The following is a 25,233-nucleotide window of genomic DNA, read 5'->3' as shown; positions in this document are numbered from 1 at the left end:
AGCTATTGTTGCTATTTTCTTCATATACTATATTTTATTTGTTTATACTTTAAGACCGGATTCGTAGGCCTCCTGCATTGCCGGATTATCTTTCACTTCCCCAAGTACGTGTACCCCCTGACCTAAAATTAATCCCACTTCCCGTACATTTTCAAGACAGTCGAGAAAGCCCCGGAAAGAGGTAATTGTCCCTTCCATAGCTTGCATTCCGTCTTCTCCCGCTGTTGCGATCAGATAGGCATCTTTGTCTTTTATTTCCGTGTAACGGGCTACTGTGCGGTCAATTACTGTTTTCAACTGTGCGTTCATGCAATAGAAATAGACTGGAGTGGATAATACCAATACATCTGCATCAATCATTTTTTGCAGAAGTTCGGGCATATCATCTTTATAGGCACACACGCCGTTTGTCTTTTCACAAGTATAGCAGCCGGAGCAATACTTGATATGCTTATCTCTTAGAAATACTTTCTCTACACTATGTCCAGCTTCGCCTGCACCCAAAGCAAATTGGTCGCATAGAATATCCGAATTTCCATTACGTCGTGGAGATGCGGATAGAATTAAAACTCTTTTACTCATATAAATTGTTTTTTAGATTGTTATTCAGCTTCAAAAGTAACGGTTACACTTCCGGAACCTAATGCGGATGCTAATCCTGTCGCATCATCTACTTTGCCCAATCGGGTGTAGCTGTACGATGTAGAGAAACTTTTGTAGAACAAAACTAATGTTTGTGAGCCATAAAGCATTAAATCTCCGTTTTGTATAGTTCCCGGATTGAACGAATTAGTCGGTAAACTGTTTGGTAGGCTGTAATATTTTTCATTTCCGGCATGTTCGGTCATACTTATTGTCATCGGCAACAGTTTTTTGAACGCAGTTGTTGTCGCATTATCTTGCAGAGTTGCTGTAAATACTGCTGAATCTACTGTTATTTTCAATTTCATACTTTCTTCTGAATCATCCTCTTCATTATCATCTTCGGTATTCTCCGGTTGTTGTGGTACTTCCGGATTGTTTATGTCAACGGTATCACAGGCAGAAAGACCTGTTATCATCATAAAAGAGAGTATTATTATTACGAACTTTCTCATTCCTATTCTATTATTAGATTGTTTTAATGACTTTCGCAGGAATACCACCGACTATGGTATTGTCGGGAACGTCTTTCGATACAACTGCCCCAGCGGCTATAACGGCATTCTCGCCAATCGTTACTCCTTGCAGAATAGTTGCTCCCGCACCAATCCAAGCGTTCCTTTTGATATGAATAGGTTTAGGAATAAGTGAGTGCCTGTTTTCAGGCGAAAGAAGATGTCCTTCGGATAATAGACTGACATTAGGGGCTATCAACACATTGTCATCAATGGTGATACCGCCTAAATCCAAAAAGGTACAATTGAAATTGATAAATACGTTTTTGCCTATCTTGGTATGCTTCCCGTAATTGATATACAGGGGAGTAAATACCCCTACGCTCTCGTCGATAACACGATCCGTTATCTGACTTAATAAACTCCTTATTTCTGCCGGGTCGGCTGAGTTATTCATCTTCATTAACAGTGCTTTCGTACTGTATGAAGCCTCTCGCATTCTATACCCTTGAGGGTCATTAGGAGGAATGGTTTCTCCGTTTCTTAGCCGCTCGAAAATATCCGTCTTATCCATCTTTGCATTACTTTAATGCAAAGATCGGGGCTAATCAGGCTTATCGGTTAACGATATTCAAACCGATAATTAAGAAATTCAAACCATCGCTTCCCGAAGTGCCTTAGGGTTTGTCCCTGTTTGTTTTTTGAAGAAGTTGTTGAAATAGGTTGGATATTCAAAACCGAGAGCATAAGCAACTTCCGAGATATTCCAGTCGGTATGTTGCAACAAGGCTTTTGCTTCCGCAATAATACGTTCAGTAATATGTGTAGTGGTTGACTTTCCTGTAATCTCTTTTACCGCGCGGTTCAGATAGTTAGTGTGTACATTCAGGTAGTTGGCATAATCCTGAGCTGTCCGCAGTTGTAATGGACTGTCGAATGTCTCAATCGGAAATTGCCTTTCCAACAGTTCAAGGAAAACGGAGGTAATCCGGGCGGTAGCTTTCTTCGCTTGATGATAATGCTCTGAGGGTTGTAGTTTTAATGCTTCATGGATAATCAGGCTGATATAATTGCGAATCAATTCATCCTTAAACGTATAGTCATTCTCCTGTTCTTCAATCATCTTTTTGAAAAGAGAGTTTAGAAACAGTCTTTGTTCCTCTGATATTTCCAAGACAGGTGTTCCGTCTATTTTGAAGAATGGCGATTGAAGCAGGCTCTCTGAACGGTCGGATTGTTTCAGGAAATCTTCTGAGAAAAGACAGGTATAACCTTTGTAAGTAGTCGATATGGTCTCCCATGAATAAGGGATATGCGGGTTGCCGAAAAACAGAATGGTTCCTTCCTGCTCAAAACTTCTGTCGGCATAGTTGATAATACTTTTACCGGTAGTAAGACAAATCTTATAAAAATCCTTGCGGCTGTAGGTACGCGTTTCCTTACAGTCGTCGTCGATCTGAAATGCTTTGAAGCCTTTTAGTTTAAGCTCGTTGTTAAACTTTGATAGTATGCGTTCTGTTTTCATGTTGCAAAGATAAGAATTTCAAACTAACTATACCAAAGTTTCCCTTTTTTACTTCGTTTAACGCCACACCTACCCAAATCGAAGTCACAAGCGTCCACCTGCCGACAAATCCACTGCTAACCATCTGATTAAGCCTACTTTTATTCTGCATTAATAGTGATGCAAAACAAAATTAGTAATCAGTATGAAATACAATTCAAATTTAGAGCCAGCGGAAATGTCTTATTTCCGGCTCAATCTACTATCTTATTTACGAGATTCACACCCTGACAAAGCCAATGACCTTTCCTTTATCGCTGGGCGTGGTGATATGGCAGCTGAAGCGTATAGTGAAGCTATTAAAAGCGGTTTAGACCATATTCAGGCTGCCGAAATCGCAAACGAAGCCTTATTCAAAGGCTTGCACTTCTCTCCATATAATACTGTTATCGAAATCCTTTGGAATGAGTTTTTCGATGAAGTTTCGCCAAGTGAAGCCCATGCGAAAGCAAAAGAATTACTGCCCGAATGTCAGGCGGTATTTGCTAAATACAACCTGAATGATGATTATGCCGAAACGACCGAGTACCGGTCGCTCTATACGGAGCTTGTCGGCACAATCCTGATATTGCTCGAAAATGAGTTACAATAAGCGAACTCATTTGCGTCAGAACATTGATGCAATTAAGTTAGCGTTAAGGCTCGATAAGGAACAACGACAGGCAATACCCGAAGAACGGGAAATACTCGCTAAATATTCAGGGTTCGGAGGAATAAAGGCAATTCTTAACCCTGCCGACAAACCCGAAGATATTCAGCGGTGGTCTAAATCCGAAGTCGAGCTTTTTCCGTTGGTGCAGGAACTTCACGAGGTACTCCGTGAAAGTTCTCCCACTCCGGAAGTTTACAAACGCTATGTCAGTTCCCTGAAAAGTTCTATCCATAAAAACTTCAACTATGAACATAAAAGATTGAAAATAAGTATCGCCCTCACGGGTTTTTATTTTTATTGTTGTTACCCCTTTTCTTATTAAAGTTTGTTCTAATAAAAGCATGAACATCACTTTCCTTATAGTAAGTTTTGTGATATAGCGTTTGAAAAGGCAATTCGCCCGTAGCACGATATCGTTGTAAAGTCCGTTTGCTGACATTAAGCAGCATACATAAATCCTGATTATCAAGCAGGAGTTCTCCGTCTAACATATTGCGATGTTTACTCATTTTATCAAGTGTTTTATCTTGTTTGTCGAAGCGATCTATGATTCGTTCCATCCACGCTTCAAAATTATTTTTGTCTATATACATGGCTGTTGGGTTTTAGATGATGTGCCCTATCATGAAATAATTCTGATTGGACGGGTCTTTTATGATTATTTCTTTCTCTCGCATAAATTTGATATAGCTTTTGGCTGTACGCTCCTTTACATCCATTATCTGCTGAATGCGGTCGCACAGGTCGATATAAGTCAAGTGTTTTTGTACATTGAATATCTCACAGGCAACATTCGCCAGTTCTTTTTCTTTGCGTTTTTCCTTTTCCTCTCGTGGCTTTTCGCCTATATAGATGTGCATTCCCAATTCTTTGTCCCATGAGAACTGCATTAGAGGAACATCAAGAGGGCTGCCGTCCCTTACTTTGAGAGCCTTTACCACCGATACCGACGGTTCGCTGTCAAGTTCTATACTCATAATTGCAGCAGCTTTACGTTGCAGTTCTGAGCCAAGATGTCCCCGTAATTTCAAACCATTCGGCACATAATGAAGTACACAAACTATGCAGGTGCGGTATATTCCCGCTAAACGATATAGTTCATCTACAATCCTGATACTTTCCGCTTCGTCATTGGCAGACAGCACCAAATCCGCAATGCCGTCAATCACGACCAAACGAATACCTTCATACTCATAATGATATTTGTCCATACTCTGAACTATGGCTTGCAGTCGTTCTTTTCGGGACATCCCTGTAAGTGAGAACGCCCGCAGTTCTTCCGGCTTTTCGTTTAGTTTGGCACGTTTCAGTAGGTTGGAAACATTTTTAAATAACTGTACTTCGGATTGTTCCGTATCATAAAGCAAGACAGCTTTACTGTCTGAGTTATCACGGACGCTCACGCCCAGTGTATCTATGGTACGATTATCTTTAATTATCGAACCTGCAATCAGCGCAGCAACATAGTTGCTTTTCCCTGTACCCTCTCCGCCAGTAATACAAAGGATGTTACCTTGCGTACCGAGTGGTACATCTCCGGCTGAAATAACTTCCTCGGCTTTCGCCGGAGGATTATTGAAATCAATTTCACAGGATTTTAGCATGGTCATTGTTTCGTTATATAGATTATCAAGAAAATCAATGAATAGTTGGCGGAACTCTTTCCGGCTATTTCCTTTGCTGAAATAGTCCGTTATATCTTTGTCTTTTTTCTCTCCTGAAAGCGGCAGCATGAGCCGTTTAACGCCGTATTCAGCTAATGCTTTTTCGTGCCTGATTGCAGCTTCTATTCCTGTTTTATCTGCATCGTAGAGCAATACAATATGTTTGAATCGGAAAGTGAGTTTATAAATTATTCCTGCCGGAATAGTCGAGGTTTCGCTGTTGAAGCTGATTGCATGGAAACCGTGAGCAGCCAATGTCATTACATCTTTTTCTCCGCCTGTGATGAACAAAGTATCTCCTTTGGCGGGTAACTGTTCCAATCCGAAGCAGTAGCTATCTCCGATATTTCCACCATACAGAAAACGAACTTCAGAGAATGGTCGGTAGATTTTTACATACCGTTTACCCATATATCCGAAAATCGGTTCGCTTTCCGATGAAGCATAAAAGAATGGCTTACCGTCTTTATTCTCACTTCTAAACTCTTTCAGGGATACGGCTTTATATTGTTTCAATACTTCGGGAGTAATGCCCGACTGCATCCAAAAACCCAGTTCTTTTAGAGAGAATCTCTGTTGTATGATGTTATAGGGTTTTGGTTTCTCTTGTTGCAGTTCTGGTACAGCTTGTTTATTGGTAGGTTGTTCCTGTTGTGGAGAAGTGTTATATTCTGAATCACCCAACCCTAAACATAAATCCCTATTTATTATTTTCAGTATTTCTACGAAATCCGTTCCGTTACCACAATCCAGACCTTTCAACTTACCGACATAGAAAAAACAGTCGCCACTATAAGCATCATTCCCGAAATCTTTTATTTTATATATACGGCTGTTCCGGTCGAAATAGATATTGCATGATGCTTTTTTATCTTCATATAATGGGTTAAGAAAGTTTTTCCCTAATTGCCATTTTGTGGAAATATAAAAACGGAATATCTCAAAGCCGTTATTTGTTCTATCTAATAGAGCCTGCTTACTTATCATTCTTGTAATAATTATCTAATAATTCTTGAAAACCATTAGGATTGCTCTTGATGAGATTTTCATTAAGCATCCGTTCAATCTCACTTAACTGATAATAGGTTTTCCCTCGTATTATTGAGAAAGAGATAAGTTTTTGTGAGCGTAAGCGTTGTAATGTACGGGTGCTTACATTTAAGTATTTACAAACATCGTGATTGTCTATCCAACCCTCGTGTTGGCTTTCAGAATGTTTTTTTACATAGCGTGCTATTTCATCTAACTTACCTACGATTTCTTTGTAAGCCTTTGCTTCTATTGTTATGACCTCCATATCTATAACTATTTGATTCGCTGCAAAGGTCAACCGATAAATTCATTAAAATTGCCAAGTTGGTTGATATTTATTTTAAGGTTTTTTCTCTAAAAAGAACGGTTTTAGGGGGTTTTGCATGGGGCGTATATGGGCAAAAAAAAACTACCAAGTTGGTAGTTTTTTTTAGTAGATTATGTATTTGGGATTTTATATTCCTCCCCCCAAAGCATGATATAAGTTGATAATTCCCTGTATCTTATCGAAATTATTTTGGGCTTGCGATAATTCTGCCAATAGTAAATTTTGTTGGGCAGTTAGTACTTCCAAATAATTTACAGAAGAATATCGCATTAATAGTTCTGTTTGGCGAATAGTTTCCTGTAAGGTTGTTATCTGACGTTCGCCTAAGTCTAATTTCACATTGGCAGATTGCCAAAGTATGAGAGCATCATTTACTTCTTTACCTGCATTCAATATGGTCTGCTGGAACATGAGTTGTGCTTCCTCTTGTTGTGCTTTAGCGATTTTGAGGTTGGCTGTATTGGTTCCTTTATTGAATATCGGTTGAGTTAATGAACCTATTACCGACCATATCAAGCCGCCGGGATTGCTTATAATTCCATTTCCATTGTTTGTCCAACCTGCCGATCCACTTAATGTAATGCTTGGATAAAAGGCTGCACGTGCAGCATTCGTTGCGTAAAATGCTTGCGCAAGACTAAATTCTGCCTGTCGAACATCCGGACGATTACGTAACAGTTGCACTGGGATACCTATTGCCAACGAATCGGGGAATGATTGAGTAAATAGTACGCTACGCTCAATACTATGAGGCACTTCGCCCAAAAGAACAGATAATTGATTTTCGAGTTCTCTGATAGTTTGCTTATTTGAAACAATAGAAGATTCCAACGCAAGTCTGTTGGCTTGCGCCTGCAATACCGCCGTTGTGTTCGTTTCTCCTGCTTTTTTCAGGGCTTCAAAAGTTTTAATTGTCGATTCCCAAGTGACTAACGTTTCTTGATTAATAGCCAACTGCCTGTCGAGCATAAGCAACGTGTAATAGCTGTCTGCTATGGAAGCTATCAGTTGTGTCTGGACTACTTGCCTATACGCATGGCTACCTTCAAGAGCAGCCTTTGCTCCACGCTTTGCGTTGGTTGTTTTGCCAAAAACATCCAGCTCCCAACTGGCTGAAGCCGATAAATTGTAAGCCTTTGCCGCTTTCGAACCATCAAATCCGCTTAGCGACCCTTCGGGAGTAAGAGACACCGAAGGAAGATAAGAAAGTTTGGCATTAAGCAAAAGCGCTTCGGCTTGCTCTACCCGCAAACGGGCAATATTGAGGTCGGCATTCTGTTCTAATCCTTTTTTGATAAGGTTCTGCAACAAAGGATCAGTAAACAGTACTTCCCATGAAATACTTGCTAATGATAGGGTATCCGTTGTTTCCATATCCCGATACAAACTGTCCGTCTTAACATCGGGACGTGAATATTTGCTATATACGCCACAACCGCTAAATAGCAAACATACGATTGATATTAATAGTATTTTTTTCATTTGTCTTTATTCTTTTTTTTCTCCTTTACTTCCTCAATTTCCGCTTGAATAGCCCAATCTTCTGTATTTCCAAAAGGAATTTGCGGATTGAATTTCTCTTGTAATGTTTGGAACACAATAAATAATGCCGGAACAAGGAATAATAGCACCAAAGTTCCTACAAACATACCACCCACTGCTCCTGAAGCCAAAGAACGACTTCCATTTGCTCCAACGCCTGAAGCAAACATCAAGGGCAATAATCCGAAAATCATCGTTAAAGCCGTCATTAAGATTGGACGCAAACGGATTTTAGCTGCACCGTAAGCCGCTTGTGTAAGCGACATTCCTGCTTGACGGCGCTTTGTTGCGTACTCTGTTATAAGAATAGCCGTTTTAGCAAGCAATCCGATTAGCATAATCAATCCTGTTTGCATATAGATATTGTTTTCCAGTCCTAACAAAGTGGCAAATAAGAAACTGCCCATCAACCCAACGGGAACTGCAAGCAAAATAGCAAACGGAAGAAGAAAGCTCTCATATAATGCACTCAAAATAAGATATACAAGTACAATACAAATAATAAAGATAATGATTGTATTGTTGGAACTGTTGCTTTCTTCCCGTGTAATACCTCCAAATTCGTAGCCATAACCATGCGGTAATGCTGTCTCCGCTGTTTCACGAATGGCATTGATTACATCTCCCGAACTATACCCGTCGGCAGGAGAACCGTTTATGGTAATAGAACTGTACAGATTGAAACGGTCTAACGTTTGTGTTCCGTAAGTTCTTGTTAGTGTTACAAACTGGCTGATTGGAGCCATTTCATCACCTATCCTTACATAGATATGGTTGGCAGATTCAGCAGTTACACGATATTCAGGCGCAGCTTGTTGTATAACACGATACAATTTAGAAAACCTGTTGAAGTTCGAGATATATTGTCCGCCATAATAACCCGAAATAGTTTCGAGTATTTCCGCAGGAGATATACCTGCCTGCTCACATTTTGCAGCATCGACTTCCACTTTGTATTGCGGATAATTGATTTCAAATGGAGAATAAACCATCATAATTTCCGGTCTAAGACTTAGTTGCTCCACATAAGCATCAACAACATTCTTGAATACTTCAATATCTCCGTCATTTTTATCTTGAACATATAGCTCAAAACCGGAACCTGAGCCATAACCCGATATAATTGGCGGTGTCATAGCAAATATGGAAGCATCGGGAATTGTAGCTGCTATTTCATAAATCCTACCGATAATTTCATCGGTTGAACCTCCTTCGCCTTTACGCTCATCCCAGTGTTTTAACTCGATGATAAACATACCGTAAGAAGAACCTGAACCGCCGAATGAATAGCCCGGTACTGCCGCATAATGCCTGATTGCTTCGATTTGTTTCAGTTCTTCTTCGAATTGGCTCATCACTTCACGTGTGCGGTGTAATGACGTTCCGGGTTGCGTATTAAGGCTTATCATAATGTTGCCTAAATCTTCGTCAGGCACAAGCGACGTTTTTGTTGTATTCATAAAAAACACTAATAAAATCAGCCCTATAACAAGCGTTCCCCACATCAACCAACGTTTTCTGATAAATGCCAAAACACCACGCATATAACGACTTGTCATTGCATCGAATGTTGCATTGAAAGCATTACGGAAACGTCCTGCGAAGTTCTGTTTCGTTTGCCCACTTTCGTCTTTGTATGGTTTTAGTAACATTGCACAAAGGGCAGGCGATAATGTAAAGGCATTGATTGCGGATATACCTACCGCTACTGCCATCGTTATACCGAATTGCTTATAAAATTCGCCCGACGTACCACCCATCATGGAAACAGGAATAAAAACCGCCATGAGAATTAGAGTAGAACTCGTAATCGCCCCCGATATACCTTTCATTGCATCATTTGTAGCCATGTAAGAAGATTGATAACCTGCATCGAAACGGGATTGTACAGCTTCGACTACAACAATGGCATTATCAACCACAACGCCAATTGCTAATACAAGAGCAAACAGCGTCAAGAGATTAATACTGAATCCGGCAATAAGCATAAAAGCAAACGTACCCACTATGGATACAATAATGGAAATGGCAGGTATCAATGTCGAGCGTATGTCTTGCAAGAAAACATAAACGACCAGAATAACCAATAAAACGGCTAACAGCAACGAAATAACAACTTGCTCAATAGAAGCAAAAAGAAAGTCGTTGGTATTCATCAACGTAATTAATTCCACGCCTCTCGGCAATCCACTTTCTATTTCTTCCAACACTTCATTAATACCATTGATAACTGCTGTTGCATTTGAGCCTGCCGTCTGATAAAATTCGGCAACTGCGGCATGGTGTCCATCTGTTGTTGTCAGATAGTTGTACGCTTCATCACCCAATTCTATATCAGCAACTTCACGCAGACGCAATATTTCTCCACCGGGTAATGCCCGAACTACGATATTCCCAAATTCTTCAGGAGTAGAAAAACGTCCGGTGTATTTCATTGCATATTGAAATGCGGTTTCTTGATTTTCACCAAATGAACCTGTTGCCGATTCTAAGTTTTGACGTGCAAGGGCGGCTGAAATATCAGATGGGACAAGTTTATAATGCGCCATTGCATCGGGTTTAAGCCAAACACGCATACTGTAATTGGAGCCTAATACCATTACTTGTCCAACTCCTGCAACTCGTTTTACCCGTGGTTCAACATTAATTTTCATGTAATTATTGAGGAACTGCATATCATAAGAATCATCCGGGCTATAAAGTGCAATCTGCATCAGACGGGAATTTTGCTGTTTAAGGGTTGTTACTCCAATTTGAGTAACTTCAGCAGGCAGCAATCCCAAAGCAGTGGAAACACGATTCTGAACGTTAACGGCAGCCATGTCGGGATCTGTTCCTTGTTTGAAATAAACTATCATAAAAACTTCTCCTGTATTTGATGCTGAAGAAGTAATATAATTCATGTTTTCAACCCCGTTGATTGCTTCTTCCAAAGGAACAATAACTGCCTTTTGAACTGTTTCGGCACTTGCTCCGGGGTATGAAGTTACCACCTGAATTGTTGGGGGGCTATGTCTGGGTACTGCTCAACCGGTAATGAGAATACTGATATGATTCCCAATAACACAATTGTAATTGAAATGACCAATGAAAAAACTGGTCGGTCAATAAAGTATTTTAAGTTCATATATCTTACTGATTTTGTTTGATTGAAATTTCTACTCCATCCTGCAATAAGCCTACGCCTTCTGCAACAATGGTGTCGCCTGTTTGTACTCCTGTTTTAATAATGTAGCTTTTCCCGTCCGACAGGCTTTCAACGGTAATTTGCGTTGCGACGGCTTTCCCATCCACAACTTTATATACATAGATTTTATCTTGTATTTCAAAAGTTGCTGATTGTGGAACGGATAACACATTTTGCAGCCTGTGCGGAATGATTACATTGCCCATACCGCCACTGAAAAGAAGTCTTCCTTCATTCGGGAAAACACTGCGTATTGAAACCGTTCCCGTTCTTGGATTAATAACCCCGCTAATACTCTCTATATGTCCTTGTTGGTCATATATCGAACCATCGTTTAGCATTAGATTAATTGCAGGCATTTTTTCAATGGCTTCATCCAGTGAGCCGGATTGCTTAATGTTTGACCGCAACTGATTCTCCGTCATAGAGAAATAGACAAACATTTGTGAGTTGTCCGAAACGGTTGTGAGTGGTTGTGAAATTTGAGGATTTACCAATGTTCCCACTCTGAATGGTATTGTTCCGACAACTCCGTCGGCAGGACTTCTGACTTCTGTAAACGTAAAGTTGTTGCGAGCATTCGCCAATAATGCTTCTGCCTGTTCTTGTTGTGCTTTTGCCGTAAGCAGAGCATTCTTCGCATTTTGTAGTTCATAATCTGAAATTACATTCTCGTCATATAATTCTTTCTTGCTGTTATAAGCTAATTCCGCAGTAGCGGTATTTGCTTTTGCAGCATTGAGATTGGCAACAGCGGTATGCAGTTCGGATTGATAAGGAATTTGGTCAATCGTAAAAAGAGATTGTCCTCTTTTTACCCGTTGTCCTTCTTTAACGCTTACTTGCGTGATTGTACCTGATACTTGGGGATAAATATCTATATCCTGCCTACCTTGTATTGAAGCAGAATAAGATTCTGTTATCTCCATTTCAGACGGAGCTAATGTAATTACAGCATATTGCTGTGCTGACTCTTCGTTAGAATTATTCCGGCAAGAGCCGAAAAAGAAAATGGCAGTAATACTAACTGCCAAGATTAATTTTTTTATCACTTTTAATTATTTATATTTATCTGTCTTTATTGCAGTATTTTTTTTGCGGGTGCAAAGGTATGTCGATTGCACAGCTTGTTAGCAAGAGTTTTCTTGCCAGAATCGGTACTTTTCAAAACAGTTTATCGAATTACCTATTTTGAATCATCATCATCCATTCGTTTGGTCATGGAATCGATTAGTGATTGCAAGAATGGCGTTCTGTCTTTCTTGCGTTGTTTTATGGAAATGTAAGTTCTATAATACTCGCCTAAGTCTATGTTAAAGCAGGTCTCTATTAGGAGCATGATTTCTTTAATATCTGCATTTCCTCTGTTTATAAAACGACTTGATTCGAGAGCGTATCCTAATTCAACGGCAGCAACTTTTGAACCTGTCCATTTGAGGTTGTTAAATGGAAGTACTGCTCTGTTCTTATTTATTGTCATCTGCTTTTCTATACCATTCATTTTCTTTATTAAGTAAATGCGTAGCATTTCATTACAGTTAATTTTCGCAACTTTATAGTCATATCCGGGAGAAAAGTCGGTGTCAATAACATAATATATGCTATCCATACACAGTTTATGCGGTTTCTTTATTCGTTGGAAATAATACTCGTCCATGTAGGTTGCACCTGATCTATAATATTGATAGAAATCAAGATTGCGATCAAAGAAATAAGTTAAATTCTTTAGTTCTGTTTCGTAATACTCGCGGAGGGTTTCGTTGCTTCCTGTGGGGCGTTTAAGTTCAATTGCATGTGTCTTATTGAAAAATAATAGAAGCCCAAGAATTTTAGGTTTGTATTCTTTAAAAAACCGTATCTCATTTTCAACAGGTATTGACTTTTGTGATATGAAACATGATTTTATTTCACTCAAACAGTCATCAATATAATCTATCATTGCTGTTGATTCCTCAATAGAGATATTGCTGTTTTCTATATCAATCGTTTCCAATTCCGAGTGAATAGACTCTATTTTTCGTGTAAGATATTCGTTCATATATAAAAATATTATGTGTCGAAATATTGAATGTCACTTAAATGTCCTCTCGAAATATCGCTAAATTCCACATGGTCGCTTTTAAGCATTATTTTTAGGTAGTCAAATGCAGTCCATGCATCAACGTCCTCCCCACAAGTAAATAAATCGACGGAAGCGTAGGAATACTCCGGCCATGTATGAATTGTTAAATGCGATTCTTGGATCACGATAACTCCACTAACGCCCCAAGGACTGAACTTGTGGAAATCTTCCTGCACAATAGTTGCTTTTGCTTTGATTGCAGCATTACGCATGGCATTCTGTATATAATCCGTATCATCTAAGTTTTTCACTTGACAACTATAAAAATCAGCCAGAATGTGTCTTCCTAAAGGCTTTGACAACAAGTGTATTTCTTGTTTAGTATGGTTGTTTAACTGCTCGAATTTATTATACCCGCAAAACGGACAACCATTGGACTTCAATTCTTCTATCGTAAGAAACTCTTCAGTACCACTCATTAGGAATGTTTTTTTACAGTTCTTACAACTGTATTTCTTGTTCTTCGGCTTATTATCTCTTGTATAAATTGAACGATTGCTGTTTTTATCGACCGGAATTACAGCTCTTGTTTGTTCCGTTGTTTCAAGTATTATCATCTGCCCTCTATTGCCTAAAAGAGAAGCACCTTCGTATTCGTTAAATGTGTGGTATATCTGTTTTACGACCAATCCATGTAATTGAAAACATTTCTGCAAAGCATAGGTCTCGTTGATCGGCTTATTGGCAAAAGAGAAAAAGATATTTAATCCGAATTCTTTTTTCAATGCACTAATCCCACGGGATAAAAACAAAGACGCACCTTGAACTGTGTAAGGAGGGTCTGCGAAAAAACTATCGAAATAGTTTAGGAATGGCAATGGCAACGGGTCTTTCAAATCAACCCTTTCGCATTGCACCGGTAAAGAAAAACTATCCGACAGTTCGTCGATATATTTAACATATCTCTCGTCCATTTCAAAAATGCATATTTCCGTTTTTGATTTATGGTTTTCATGAAAGATATGCTTTAACAGAAGCCCCATAGCAATACTCACTAAGTCGTCATCCCCAACGCACAATACTTTCTTTCCGATTAACGAGCCATTGCAAAGGCACAACATCGCCCTTCTGAAAGATGTTTCTACGGTGCATTTTACCTGATCTATCGTAACATCTACTATTGGTCTTGAATCAAATACATTTCGGTATTTATCACTCAACTCATGTATCAGTAGTTCTCGCTCCCGTTCGTCTTTCATCAAATGCAAATAAGTGTCCTTGCAGATTTCTCCAAAACCTAAATCTTCTTCAAAGTATTGTTTTCCTTTCCCAGTAGTCTTCAGCCCACCACCTTGCTCCCAAAGTCCAAGTTTTTTACATTCGTTTTTCAATGCTGTTAAGACAGGTACTGGAATAAGTAGTTCGCGAGCTAATGTTTTACTTGAATATGAGCCATAGAAATACACGTTGTGAAGTGCTTTTTCTATAACCTTCTTCCCATCTTTACAAGCTATGCGTTTATTTATTTCGTCTATATAATTCATACTACAATGCCATATGCTACATAGTATTTCAGTTTCTTTTGTTGCTAAAAATCGAAACCTGAACTACTTTTCTTTTTTATAAAATTCACGATTATGCAGCCTGCAAAACTACCTATATGTTTAGGTATCTAAAGAATAAGAATATTGCCAAAGTCGGTACTTTTCAAAACAATTTGCACGTAAAATAATAATGGACTTCGTATCTTTGCACAAAATTATGCTGCATGAATTTTAACAAGGTCGAATTTTTAAGAAATGGCGAAGATTGTAGAATCGGAAATACCGATATGAAAGACTGGGTTGGCAAGTTGCTGAACCCAACGGGATTCATTATACTTATCTGTACGCAAGGAAAAGCTATAATATCCATCAATCTACACAAACAGGTTCTAAAAAAAGGAGATGTTGTTTTCTCTTTTTGGGATTCAGGTATTATTTTCAATCAAGTATCCAACGACTTGTCGGTGTTCTATTGTGCCTTATCTACCGATTTGGTTGATGATGCTTCGTTCAAAGTTCCAAAAGATTTCTATAACTATATTTTTGATTATCCTTTATGTCGCACTACTGATAGGCAGTATCAGTTACTGATTGCATGGAAGGAGCAGTTAAGATACATAATGGAAGATTGCCATATTGATTTACAGAGAAATTTACTCCAGAACATGATTCAAAACATTCTGCTTATGGCGTACAACGAATATAAAAGTTCTCCGATTCCAATGCAACAAATTTATAAAAGGAGCAGAAGCTGGGTAATCGCAAATAAATTCTCTACTCTATTGTTGGATTATTGCCACAAGCAACGAAGTGTGAATTTTTACGCCAATGAGTTGTGCATATCTCCTTACTATTTGTATAAGACAATTTTTGATGCAAGCCAATTAACCCCGAAAGAAATAATTGACCAACAAGTAGTAATGGAGCTGAAACACTATTTAGCTAATACAAATATGTCAGTCAATGAAATTGCTGATGAATTTAGTTTTGAAGACCCCTCATATATGAATAGATACTTCCAGAAGAAAACTGGTGTATCACTGACGGAATATCGTCGGAAAATGCAGGAGTAAAAAATAAGGTGTGAATTTTTTCATTTCATAGGTTAGGAGCAAACTAACGTTAGTGCAAGGTGCAAGTATCTATATAGATAGACTTGCACCTTGCACTAAGGCTAAATAATTAGCATTCAGAATAGTTGTTTATTTAAAAAGAAGTCGTAATTTTGAACCCGAGTCATGTGCGGACATATCTGCCCATTTTGACGACAAAAATCGTTCTTTTACAAGCGTTACCAAACCATTACCTATGGGTAAGTTTGGAGAGTCAAAATACTGGTAGATAACGGGTTATGCGATTAGGTTCACATTCCGTCCATACCGCAAAAAAGGGTTTGAAACCTTAGAAGAGAGTTAAACTTTATAAAGTTTGGCTCTTTTTTTATTTGCCAATATATAGTAATTGAATTGAATCAAGAAAAAACGGGGATCAACGGAAAAATTTGAAGGACCTAGAGACAGTGCACCCTTCCGTGTGAGTTTATCATCTCCGAGATAAATTGATTTAGCAAAAACAGTTATTAAAACAGATTAATTAAATAAATTAGATTCTAAAAAAACTATGTTTTAGGCATTTATAAACACTTCTGTTTCTGGTTATATTTTCCATTAGTAATATAACCGAATCAGAATTGGGTGTAGTATTTCTCTTGCTCAACACTTTCTTCACTACATTTGTATTAAATAAAATTTAAACACAATGAAATATTTAACTTTAGCCCTTGCTCTAACATTAACTTGCGCAGTATGGGGGCAAACCGAAACGGAAGAGCCAAAACAAGTTGGCTACGAATTTACTGTTGTTAAAGAAAATCCGATCACATCAATTAAAAATCAGGGAAGCAGTGGCACTTGCTGGAGTTTTTCCGGAGTCGGGTTTCTCGAATCGGAACTTATACGGACGGGAAAAGGTGAACACGATCTTTCGGAAATGTATATAGTTCGCCGAAATTATGAAGATAAAGCTCAAAAATACGTACGCTTGTCCGGCAGCCTCAATTTTGCACAAGGAGGTTCTTTCGCCGACGTAATAGAAACCCTCGATGAATATGGAGTGTTGCCCGATAGTGAAATGACAGGCTTTACGTACGGAGAAACCCGCCACATACACAGTGAAATGGAGGCTGTATTGAACGGTTATGTGAAAGCTGTAATCGAAAACAGAAACAAGAGGTTGTCATCAGCCTGGTTCAATGGCTTCAAAGGGATACTTGATGCTTATCTTGGCACTATCCCTCAGAACTTTACCTATAACGGAAAGAATCTCACACCACAAGGATTGGTTAAAGACCTTGGATTGACATCCGACAATTATATATCTGTAACATCGTTCACGCATCATCCGTTCTACACACAGTTTCCGATAGAAGTTCCCGACAATTGGCGCTGGGCAAATTCTTACAACGTGCCTATGGACGACATGATAAAAATTATAGATAATGCAATTGAAAAAGGTTATACGATAGCTTGGGCAACCGATGTTAGCGAAAACGGCTTCACACGGAATGGCATAGCTGTTGTTCCTGACGAAAAATCGGAAGACGTGATTGGCTCGGATCAAGCTCATTGGCTAGGACTTTCTGCAATGGAGAGGAACAGTACGATCAAAAGAAAAGCAGATAGAGGGCCATTGAAAGAACTCGACATTACGCAAGAGATGCGCCAAAGGTCGTACGACAACTACGAAACCACCGACGATCATGGCATGCAAATCTATGGCATAGCTAAAGATCAGAACGGAAAGAAATATTACATGGTAAAAAATTCGTGGGGAGAGACAGGCAAATATAAAGGAATTTGGTATGCCTCGGAAGCCTTTGTGAAATATAAGACAATCAGCTTCGTTATCAACAAAAATTCTTTACCAAAAGATATTGCAAACAAACTGAATTTATAAAGGATATTAAGCGATACCCGATACCTCCAGAATTGTTAATCCCTAACAATTTGGAGGTATTGTTATGAAAATTTAGCCTTTTTTATTTACTTTTGTATCTTCTTTTCAACACCAAATATTATTTATGGAACAAAAAGTAAGAGTCCGCTTTGCTCCCAGTCCTACGGGTCCATTGCACATTGGAGGAGTGAGAACAGCATTATACAATTATTTGTTTGCAAAACAACACAAAGGAGATTTCGTTCTCCGGATAGAAGACACCGATTCGCAACGTTTCGTACCCGGAGCTGAAGCATATATAATTGAGGCGCTGACATGGTTGGGGCTCAAGTTTGACGAAGGAGTACATTTAGGTGGCGATTTTGGCCCTTACAGACAATCGGAAAGAAAAGGTATCTACAAACAATATGTCGATCAGTTGATAAATGACGGACTGGCATATTATGCGTTCGACACGCCTGCCGAATTGGAACAAAAAAGAAATGAAATAAAGAACTTTCAATACGATGCTTCAACCAGAAGCATGATGCGTAATTCGCTGACCTTATCGGAAGAAGAAACAAAAACCTTGATAGAGAACGGAGAACAATATGTTGTAAGGTTCAAGATAGAACCTCACGAAGATGTTGTTGTAGACGATTTGATAAGAGGCGAAGTGGTGATTAACTCATCCATATTGGACGATAAAGTCTTGTATAAATCGGCAGACAGCCTGCCAACTTATCACTTGGCTAATATTGTTGACGACCATCTGATGAAGATAACGCATGTTATCAGAGGAGAAGAATGGTTGCCGTCCGCACCTTTGCATGTACTTCTGTACAGGGCATTCGGATGGACGGACACAATGCCAAGGTTTGCGCATCTGCCATTGTTGTTGAAACCCGAAGGCAACGGAAAACTCAGCAAACGGGATGGCGACCGACTAGGGTTTCCTGTATTCCCATTGGAATGGAAAGACCCTAAAACGAGCGAAATTTCGTCAGGCTACCGCGAAAGCGGCTATTTGCCCGAAGCGGTTGTCAATTTCCTGGCTCTTCTTGGATGGAATCCCGGAAATGATGAAGAAATATTGTCAATGGAAAGATTGATTGAATTATTTTCTCTTGAAAAATGCAGCAAAAGCGGTGCGAAATTTGACTACGAAAAAGGAAAATGGTTCAATCACCAATATATTCAATTGAAGCCAAATGCCGAAATAGCAGAACTTTATACTCCTTATCTGAAAGAACATCAAGTATCTGTTGATATAGAATACGTTGAGAAGGTTGTCGGACTGGTAAAGGAAAGGGTAAACTTTGTGAAAGAATTGTGGGATCAGTCTTTCTTTTTCTTTGTAGCTCCAACATCTTTCGACGAAAAAACGGTAAAAAAACGCTGGAAAGAAGATTCTCCCGCACAATTGGCAGAATTATCAGAAGTATTGAAGAATATTGACGATTTTTCGGCTCATAATCAGGAAGAAATTGTAAAAGCGTGGATAGAGTCGAAAGCATATCACTTGGGAAATATCATGAACGCTTTTCGTTTGGCTATTGTTGGCGAATCGAAAGGACCCCACATGTTTGATATCACGGAGGCAATAGGCAAGGAAGAAACTTTGAAGCGTCTCGATTATGCAATAAAAAATATTTCGGCAAATGTATAATCTCGCGATATTTCTGTATGCTTTTGTAGTCCGGCTAATAGCTCCTTATCATAAAAAAGCCGGATTAATGGTAAGCGGACACAAAAGGATATTCGATACACTTCAAGCAAAAATTGATCCTTCGTCCAAATATATCTGGATTCATGCTGCGTCTTTAGGCGAATTTGAACAGGGAAGACCTATTATCGAAAATATCAAAAAAAATCATCCTCAATATAAAATATTGCTTACATTCTTTTCCCCGTCGGGATATGAAATAAGGAAAGATTATGATTTGGCTGATGTTGTCACATATCTGCCTTTTGACAAGCCGAGAAATGTGCGACGCTTCCTCGATCTGGTTAATCCGCACTCAGCTATCTTTATTAAGTATGAGTTTTGGATGAATTTCATAAGCCAGCTTTATGCCCGCAAGATACCTGTTTATATGGTTTCCGCCATATTTCGCCCATCGCAACTGTTTTTCAGATGGTATGGAAAGCCGATGAGAACGATTCTTCACAAGTATAAGACAATCTGTGTGCAAGATGAAAACTCCAAAGAATTGTTGGCTGAAATAGGAGTCAAAGACAATGTTGCCGTATGCGGGGATACTCGCTTCGATAGGGTGCTAGACATAAACAAGGCAGCCAAAGTGTTGCCTATTGTGGATGTTTTCACGAAAACAAATACAGGAGAAAAAGTAAAAACCCTTGTTGCTGGAAGTTCATGGCCTAAGGATGAAGCTATTTTCATACCCTATTTCAATGCAAACAAGGACATTAAACTAATCATAGCCCCTCACGAAATACACGAATCACACCTGCAAAAAATAGAGGCATTACTCGAACGCCCTTCCATTCGCATATCGCAATCGAGGGTTGACGATATTGAGAAATACGACTGCCTCATTGTCGATGCTTACGGTATGCTTTCATCCATATACCGTTATGGAGAGGTTGCTTATGTTGGTGGTGGTTTTGGCGTAGGTATTCATAATGTATTGGAAGCTGCGGTGTACGGAATGCCTGTGGTATTTGGACCCAACTTCAAAAAATTCAGGGAAGCCCGTGAACTGATTGAATGTGGAGGTGGTTATTGTATTTCCGATTATTCTTCGTTCCACAGCCTGATGGACGAGTTTATCAACTATCCCGAAACACTAAGTGCTGCGGGAAAAGCATCCGATAATTATGTGAAAAATAATACCGGAGTGGTGGACAGGATAATGGAAATCATAAAGTTATAGACCAATATATAGCTAAAACGTTGGTTTAAATTCAACAACATGCTGCGCGGAATTAAAATTCCTTGCATTCCTTTTGCCCTAAGCCGCAAAAGGAATCAAAAAGGCTTTTTGTGACTCAGGCTTCTTGCCGACCCACTTTACAGCTTAATAAGCTGAACAAAAAATAACTCGCACCAGAAGACTGCTAAAATCAGAATGGTTCGGCTATGCTCAAACAGCTTTTTGTTCTGGTCGCTTATCTGCGCTGTGTGGGTACCCCGTCAATCAGCCAAATGTCACGTTTGCACCCGTTAGGCGAAACGGCATCTGTAAGAGGCGCGGCAGCAAAAAAACGTCGAATAAAAAAGAACACTTTTCAACTACTGATTCACATGAATAATAAAAGATATTGAGAGATTGCCTTAAACAGGTAATCTCTTTTTGTTTGAATGAAAGATAATTTCCGTATTTTTGCAATGAAGTCATTTTGACTTTCTATTTTGTCTTGCCGAGGGAGTATCGAAGCATTTGTTTTCCTTAGATGTTTCATTTCATTCGACATAACAAAACCTTTAAATATCAACATCTTAAAATGAGTAGAAAAAAGAAACCATTCCCACTGATAGAAAATGTAGAGATAGTAGACATTGCCGCAGAAGGTAAAGCAATAGCAAAGGTCGACAACATGGTAGTCTTCGTGCCTTATGTTGTTCCCGGCGATGTGATTGATCTGCAAATAACCAGAAAAAAGAATAAATATGCAGAAGGCAAACCTGTGAGGTTCGAGAAATATTCGGACAATCGAAGCAATGCCTTTTGTGAGCATTTCGGCATTTGTGGTGGTTGCAAATGGCAGATTCTACCCTATCAGGAACAATTGAAATATAAGCAGAAACAGGTAGAAGACAACCTTACAAGGATAGGAAAAACGGATTTGCCGGAAATACAACCCATTCTGGGATCTGAAAAAACAGAATTTTACCGCAACAAGTTGGAGTTTACATTTTCCAACAAAAAATGGCTGACTCTGGAGCAGATAAATTCCGGAGAATCTTTTGACAATATGAATGCTCTTGGATTTCATATTCCGGGAATGTTTGACAAGGTTCTCGATATAAATAAATGCTGGCTGCAAGACGATATTTCGAACAGGATAAGGAATTTCGTTCGCGAATATTGCTACGAAAAAGGTTATACCTTCTTCGACCTTCGCAATCGTGGAGGGTTGATGCGTAACTTGATTGTCCGCACTTCAACCACAGGAGAAGTTATGGTTATAGTTGTCTTTTATGATAACGAAAGAAGTGAGCGGGAAGACTTATTAACTGCAATTGCTGACAAATTTGAAGAAATTACATCCCTGCTCTACATCGTCAACCAAAAAGCAAACGATACCATTACAGATCAAGCAGTTGCGACATGGAAGGGTAATGATTGCATCTTCGAGCAAATGGAAAACCTGAAATTCAAGATTGGTCCTAAATCTTTTTATCAGACAAACAGCGAACAAGCATATAACCTATACAAAATCGCCAGAGACTTTGCTCAACTAACAGGCAGTGAGTTGGTTTACGATTTATACACAGGAACAGGAACAATTGCCAACTTTGTGGCGAAAGACGCGAAGAAAGTAATCGGGATAGAATATGTTGAAGACGCTATTGAAGATGCAAAATTCAATTCTAAGAACAATAAGATTGAAAATACGCTCTTCTATGCAGGCGATATGAAAGACATTCTGACTCAGGATTTCATTAACGAACATGGTCGTCCTAATGTCATCATTACCGATCCTCCCCGTGCCGGGATGCACGACGATGTTATAGAATCTATCCTGTTTGCCGAACCTGACCGGATTGTTTACGTCAGCTGTAACCCTGCAACTCAAGCCCGTGACTTGAATCTGTTGGATAGTAAATACAGGGTTGAAAAAGTACAACCTGTGGATATGTTTCCCCATACCCATCACGTTGAGAATGTGGTACTACTGATAAAAAAATAAGGATTTCAACCGAAATCCTTATTTTTCACTAATCTTTTTGGGTAAACAAGACAATCTTAACCTGAAGCTTGTTTCCTATGTCTATCACATTCACCACATCTTGAAGGTTCAAAGACCTGTCTGCCTGAAGCAGTACGGTATATTCAACCTCTTCCGGTTTTGATGCCAGAATAGAGGCCAACGTAGGTTCTATTTCATCGAATGTGACCTGCTTGTCGTTTACAAAATATTGGTGATTATGATTGATTACCAAACTTATATTCTTCTTGGTCACCACATTTTCGGCAGTGGAAGAGTTTGGCAACAACACCTTTATCGCCGCAGGCGTCACCATTGTTGATATAATGAGGAAGAACAACAAAAGAAAGAACATAATGTCATTCAAAGATGCGGTATACACCTCTGCTGTCCTTGCCTTTCGTCTTTCAATCTTCATTTTTCACTGTTTTAGCCAAGTTACGCCCCGATTTTATAGCCCTAAGAGCATCATTCGCATCTTTGTCCATGCGAAGCACCACTTTGTCTATCATGCCGTTTAGGATATAAAATCCGGCATAAGCAATGATACCAACAAAAAGACCGGCTCCCGAACAGATCATCTTTTCGTAAAGACCTTCTGATATGGTTGAAATCTGAATATCTCCTTGTACCGATATATTATAGAATATCTTGATAACCCCGAAAATCGTTCCTAAGAACCCAAGCATGGGCGCAATAGATGCTGTAATTCCCAGATAGTTCATCAATTTTTCCATCACCGAAATCTGCTGCCTCGATTCTATTTGCATCGCATTTTCTATATCCTCCAGCGAAGCATCATCACCCTCTTTCAATCCTGCCGCAACAACCTTGCCTGAGGCATAGGGTTTTTCTAGTGCAAACTTAAGGGCTTTTTCGGTCTTGTTTTCATATATCAACTCCATCACCCGCGACAACCAGGATGAATCTTTCTTTCCCATCTTACGGATAACAAACCAACGGTCTATAATAATATATATTGCCAAAAGTGAAAGCAAAAACAGAGGGATCATTATCAGTCCACCTTTCATCAACAGGCTTAGGTAGCTTTCTCCCCCACCCTGCCCATCTGCAACCGGTGGCACATTTGTCGCTACATCTTGTAGCAAAACGAACAATAAATTCATAAATTTTGATTGTATTGATTTTTACTTTTATCTATATTTTCGTTATTTTCATAAAACAACAATCGACAAGAATCCATGATATTTGTGCAGGAAACTTGTCGATCGCTAAATTATAACTTTATAGTTTATATTCCAAAACTCACGCTTGCAAAATATTCATAAATACAACTAACAAGTCCTACCAGTCCAATACCTATCATCGACAAAACCAAAGACGCCTTCAGGTAACCGTCTGTTTTAACACATTCGATAGGCGAATTGTTCTTCTTTATGAACATTGCTTTCACCACCAACAGATAGTAGAACAAGGATATGACTGTATTGATAAGGGCAAAGAATACCAAGAACGTATGCCCCTGATCCATTGCTGCAATGAAGACGAAAAATTTGCTGAAAAATCCGGCTGTCGGAGGAATACCTCCCAACGAGAACATCGCAATCATCATCGCCAGAGCTAGTTTCGGATTTGTATAGTATAGTCCGTTGTAATCGTCCATATTCACTTTTCCGGTTTTATTCTCAATAGCTGTGATAACTCCAAACGCCGCCAAGTTTGAGAATACATAAACGAATATGAAATAAATTGTTGCCGACATCCCCAACGATGTGCCCGAAAACACACTCAACATGATATATCCGGCCTGAGATATAGATGAGAAAGCAAGGAATCGCTTCATATTCTTCTGACGTAGGGCAAACAAGTTACCCACCAAAATCGTCAACATTATGATGATAGAGATCACATCTACCCAAACATTGGATAGCACAGGGAACACTTTATATAAGATTGCCATCAAAGCAAATGCTGCTGCTCCTTTCGATATGGTTGAAAGATAAAGCGTAACATTTGTTGGCGATCCTTCGTATACATCGGCTGCCCACAGATGGAAAGGTACAAGTGCAATTTTGAAGAACAAACCACACATAAAGAATATCATTCCCATTATCAACAGAGGATCGTATAGCATATTCGCTCCCAATTCGGCAAAATACAATGTTCCGCAAGCACCATAAATAAAGGAAATTCCGAAAATCATCACTGCCGAAGAAAACACGGCGTTGAATATATATTTGGCTCCTGCTTCTGCCGAATGATGCCTGTATTTATCGAATGCCACCAATGCTGCAACAGGCAACGATGCCATTTCCAGACCGATGAAGAACAGAAGGAAATTTCCCGACGAAACCATCAGATACATACCCAACAGGGTTAATATTGTCAACATAAAAAATTCACCCCTTTTGAATATTGTATCAGGTCTTGACAACCATGTGTTCGCTTGCAGAAATATCAGAAACAGACCAATATTCAAGACATGCTTTATCGTTATTTGTGCCGGACCTGTAATATACATTCCGCCAAATGCTGTTGCCGAATCGGGCACACAGAAAAAGAAACAAACGATTGTGTGTACCAGAAACAATCCGCAAGCCACCGGGAAATAATGTTTTTTTGCCTTTTCAGAAGCAAACAAATCGTAGAAAATAAGTAACAGAAAAACCACAATGAGTGATAGTTCAGGCTTCATCAACAAATATTCACTTAATTTCATCTTGATATATTGGTTATTTTATAATTTCTAATAGTTTGTTAATAGTGTTCT

The 25,233-nt window shown here is 39.1% G+C and carries 21 protein-coding genes and 1 pseudogene; 7 read left to right on the top strand and 15 right to left on the bottom strand.

Features of this window, described 5'->3' with window-relative positions; all coding sequences use genetic code 11:
- Positions 1 to 42: 42 nt before the first annotated feature.
- The 4 genes from D0T56_RS03080 to D0T56_RS03065 all read right to left on the bottom strand — a co-directional run bounded on the left by D0T56_RS03080 (position 43) and on the right by D0T56_RS03065 (position 2,622).
- Complete coding sequence (locus D0T56_RS03080) at positions 43 to 582, bottom strand: flavodoxin family protein (protein ID WP_163318660.1); 540 nt, start codon at positions 580 to 582, stop codon at positions 43 to 45.
- Between the two features lie 20 nt (positions 583 to 602).
- Positions 603 to 1,097: a cyclophilin-like fold protein gene (locus D0T56_RS03075; RefSeq protein WP_163318659.1), complete on the bottom strand. Its 495-nt coding sequence runs from the start codon at positions 1,095 to 1,097 to the stop codon at positions 603 to 605.
- 13 nt (positions 1,098 to 1,110) lie between these two features.
- Positions 1,111 to 1,671, bottom strand: a complete 561-nt coding sequence (locus D0T56_RS03070) for a sugar O-acetyltransferase (protein ID WP_163318658.1) — start codon at positions 1,669 to 1,671, stop codon at positions 1,111 to 1,113.
- Between the two features lie 78 nt (positions 1,672 to 1,749).
- Positions 1,750 to 2,622, bottom strand: coding sequence for an AraC family transcriptional regulator (locus D0T56_RS03065; protein ID WP_163318657.1), 873 nt, complete (start codon positions 2,620 to 2,622; stop codon positions 1,750 to 1,752).
- Positions 2,623 to 2,806: 184 nt separating this feature from the next.
- On the opposite strand from D0T56_RS03065, the gene D0T56_RS03060 reads away from it, so the two are divergent.
- Both D0T56_RS03060 and D0T56_RS03055 read left to right on the top strand, forming a co-directional pair.
- Positions 2,807 to 3,253: a DUF1896 family protein gene (locus tag D0T56_RS03060; protein WP_163318656.1), complete on the top strand. Its 447-nt coding sequence runs from the start codon at positions 2,807 to 2,809 to the stop codon at positions 3,251 to 3,253.
- Positions 3,240 to 3,635 (top strand): hypothetical protein, encoded by a 396-nt coding sequence (locus D0T56_RS03055; protein WP_255491007.1) that lies wholly within the window; start codon positions 3,240 to 3,242, stop codon positions 3,633 to 3,635. Before D0T56_RS03060 ends, D0T56_RS03055 begins: the two co-directional genes overlap by 14 nt.
- Here the strand turns inward: D0T56_RS03055 and D0T56_RS03050 are convergent.
- From D0T56_RS03050 to speD, 8 genes and pseudogenes are all read right to left on the bottom strand, one after another.
- Entirely contained in the window at positions 3,592 to 3,906 is a 315-nt protein-coding gene (locus tag D0T56_RS03050; protein ID WP_163318655.1) for a helix-turn-helix domain-containing protein, read from the bottom strand. The genes D0T56_RS03055 and D0T56_RS03050 overlap by 44 nt on opposite strands.
- A gap of 12 nt (positions 3,907 to 3,918) precedes the next feature.
- The gene (locus D0T56_RS03045) at positions 3,919 to 5,964 is read right to left on the bottom strand and encodes a bifunctional DNA primase/helicase (RefSeq protein WP_163318654.1); all 2,046 of its coding nucleotides are present in this window, start codon (positions 5,962 to 5,964) and stop codon (positions 3,919 to 3,921) included.
- Positions 5,954 to 6,274: a helix-turn-helix domain-containing protein gene (locus tag D0T56_RS03040; protein ID WP_163176784.1), complete on the bottom strand. Its 321-nt coding sequence runs from the start codon at positions 6,272 to 6,274 to the stop codon at positions 5,954 to 5,956. The genes D0T56_RS03045 and D0T56_RS03040 overlap by 11 nt, the downstream gene beginning before the upstream one ends.
- A 189-nt stretch (positions 6,275 to 6,463) precedes the next feature.
- Positions 6,464 to 7,819 carry a TolC family protein gene (locus tag D0T56_RS03035; protein WP_163318653.1) on the bottom strand — a complete coding sequence of 452 codons (1,356 nt, stop codon included), beginning with the start codon at positions 7,817 to 7,819 and terminating at the stop codon, positions 6,464 to 6,466.
- Positions 7,816 to 11,006, bottom strand: a pseudogene (locus D0T56_RS03030) (efflux RND transporter permease subunit). The gene D0T56_RS03035 and the pseudogene D0T56_RS03030 overlap by 4 nt, the downstream one beginning before the upstream one ends.
- Positions 11,007 to 11,011: 5 nt before the next feature.
- On the bottom strand, positions 11,012 to 12,100 hold the full coding sequence (locus D0T56_RS03025; protein ID WP_255491005.1) for an efflux RND transporter periplasmic adaptor subunit: 1,089 nt from the start codon (positions 12,098 to 12,100) through the stop codon (positions 11,012 to 11,014).
- 152 nt (positions 12,101 to 12,252) lie between these two features.
- Positions 12,253 to 13,104, bottom strand: a complete 852-nt coding sequence (locus D0T56_RS03020; protein WP_163318652.1) for an RteC domain-containing protein — start codon at positions 13,102 to 13,104, stop codon at positions 12,253 to 12,255.
- 11 nt (positions 13,105 to 13,115) lie between these two features.
- Positions 13,116 to 14,672, bottom strand: a complete 1,557-nt coding sequence (gene speD / locus D0T56_RS03015; protein WP_163318651.1) for an adenosylmethionine decarboxylase — start codon at positions 14,670 to 14,672, stop codon at positions 13,116 to 13,118.
- Between the two features lie 224 nt (positions 14,673 to 14,896).
- On the opposite strand from speD, the gene D0T56_RS03010 reads away from it, so the two are divergent.
- The 5 genes from D0T56_RS03010 to rlmD all read left to right on the top strand — a co-directional run bounded on the left by D0T56_RS03010 (position 14,897) and on the right by rlmD (position 22,484).
- A complete protein-coding gene (locus tag D0T56_RS03010) occupies positions 14,897 to 15,745 on the top strand; it encodes an AraC family transcriptional regulator (RefSeq protein WP_163318650.1) in 849 nt (282 codons plus the stop codon).
- A gap of 685 nt (positions 15,746 to 16,430) precedes the next feature.
- Positions 16,431 to 17,627: an aminopeptidase C gene (locus D0T56_RS03005; RefSeq protein WP_163318649.1), complete on the top strand. Its 1,197-nt coding sequence runs from the start codon at positions 16,431 to 16,433 to the stop codon at positions 17,625 to 17,627.
- A gap of 124 nt (positions 17,628 to 17,751) precedes the next feature.
- Positions 17,752 to 19,275 carry a glutamate--tRNA ligase gene (gene gltX, locus D0T56_RS03000; RefSeq protein ID WP_163318648.1) on the top strand — a complete coding sequence of 508 codons (1,524 nt, stop codon included), beginning with the start codon at positions 17,752 to 17,754 and terminating at the stop codon, positions 19,273 to 19,275.
- Positions 19,268 to 20,503 (top strand): 3-deoxy-D-manno-octulosonic acid transferase, encoded by a 1,236-nt coding sequence (locus D0T56_RS02995; protein WP_163318647.1) that lies wholly within the window; start codon positions 19,268 to 19,270, stop codon positions 20,501 to 20,503. The genes gltX and D0T56_RS02995 overlap by 8 nt, the downstream gene beginning before the upstream one ends.
- A gap of 571 nt (positions 20,504 to 21,074) precedes the next feature.
- Positions 21,075 to 22,484, top strand: coding sequence for a 23S rRNA (uracil(1939)-C(5))-methyltransferase RlmD (rlmD, locus tag D0T56_RS02990; protein WP_163318646.1), 1,410 nt, complete (start codon positions 21,075 to 21,077; stop codon positions 22,482 to 22,484).
- Positions 22,485 to 22,512: 28 nt separating this feature from the next.
- On the opposite strand, the gene D0T56_RS02985 is transcribed toward rlmD, so the two are convergent.
- The 3 genes from D0T56_RS02985 to D0T56_RS02975 all read right to left on the bottom strand — a co-directional run bounded on the left by D0T56_RS02985 (position 22,513) and on the right by D0T56_RS02975 (position 25,182).
- Complete coding sequence (locus D0T56_RS02985; RefSeq protein WP_163318645.1) at positions 22,513 to 22,920, bottom strand: biopolymer transporter ExbD; 408 nt, start codon at positions 22,918 to 22,920, stop codon at positions 22,513 to 22,515.
- Complete coding sequence (locus D0T56_RS02980) at positions 22,910 to 23,629, bottom strand: MotA/TolQ/ExbB proton channel family protein (protein ID WP_163318644.1); 720 nt, start codon at positions 23,627 to 23,629, stop codon at positions 22,910 to 22,912. Before D0T56_RS02980 ends, D0T56_RS02985 begins: the two co-directional genes overlap by 11 nt.
- Positions 23,630 to 23,754: 125 nt before the next feature.
- Positions 23,755 to 25,182, bottom strand: a complete 1,428-nt coding sequence (locus tag D0T56_RS02975; protein ID WP_163318643.1) for an NADH-quinone oxidoreductase subunit N — start codon at positions 25,180 to 25,182, stop codon at positions 23,755 to 23,757.
- Between the last annotated feature and the right edge of the window lie 51 nt (positions 25,183 to 25,233).

Origin of the sequence: Dysgonomonas sp. 520, assembly GCF_010501095.1 — a bacterium.
Classification (GTDB): Bacteria; Bacteroidota; Bacteroidia; order Bacteroidales; family Dysgonomonadaceae; genus QVMP01.
This window is presented reverse-complemented; position numbering and strand designations above follow the sequence as displayed.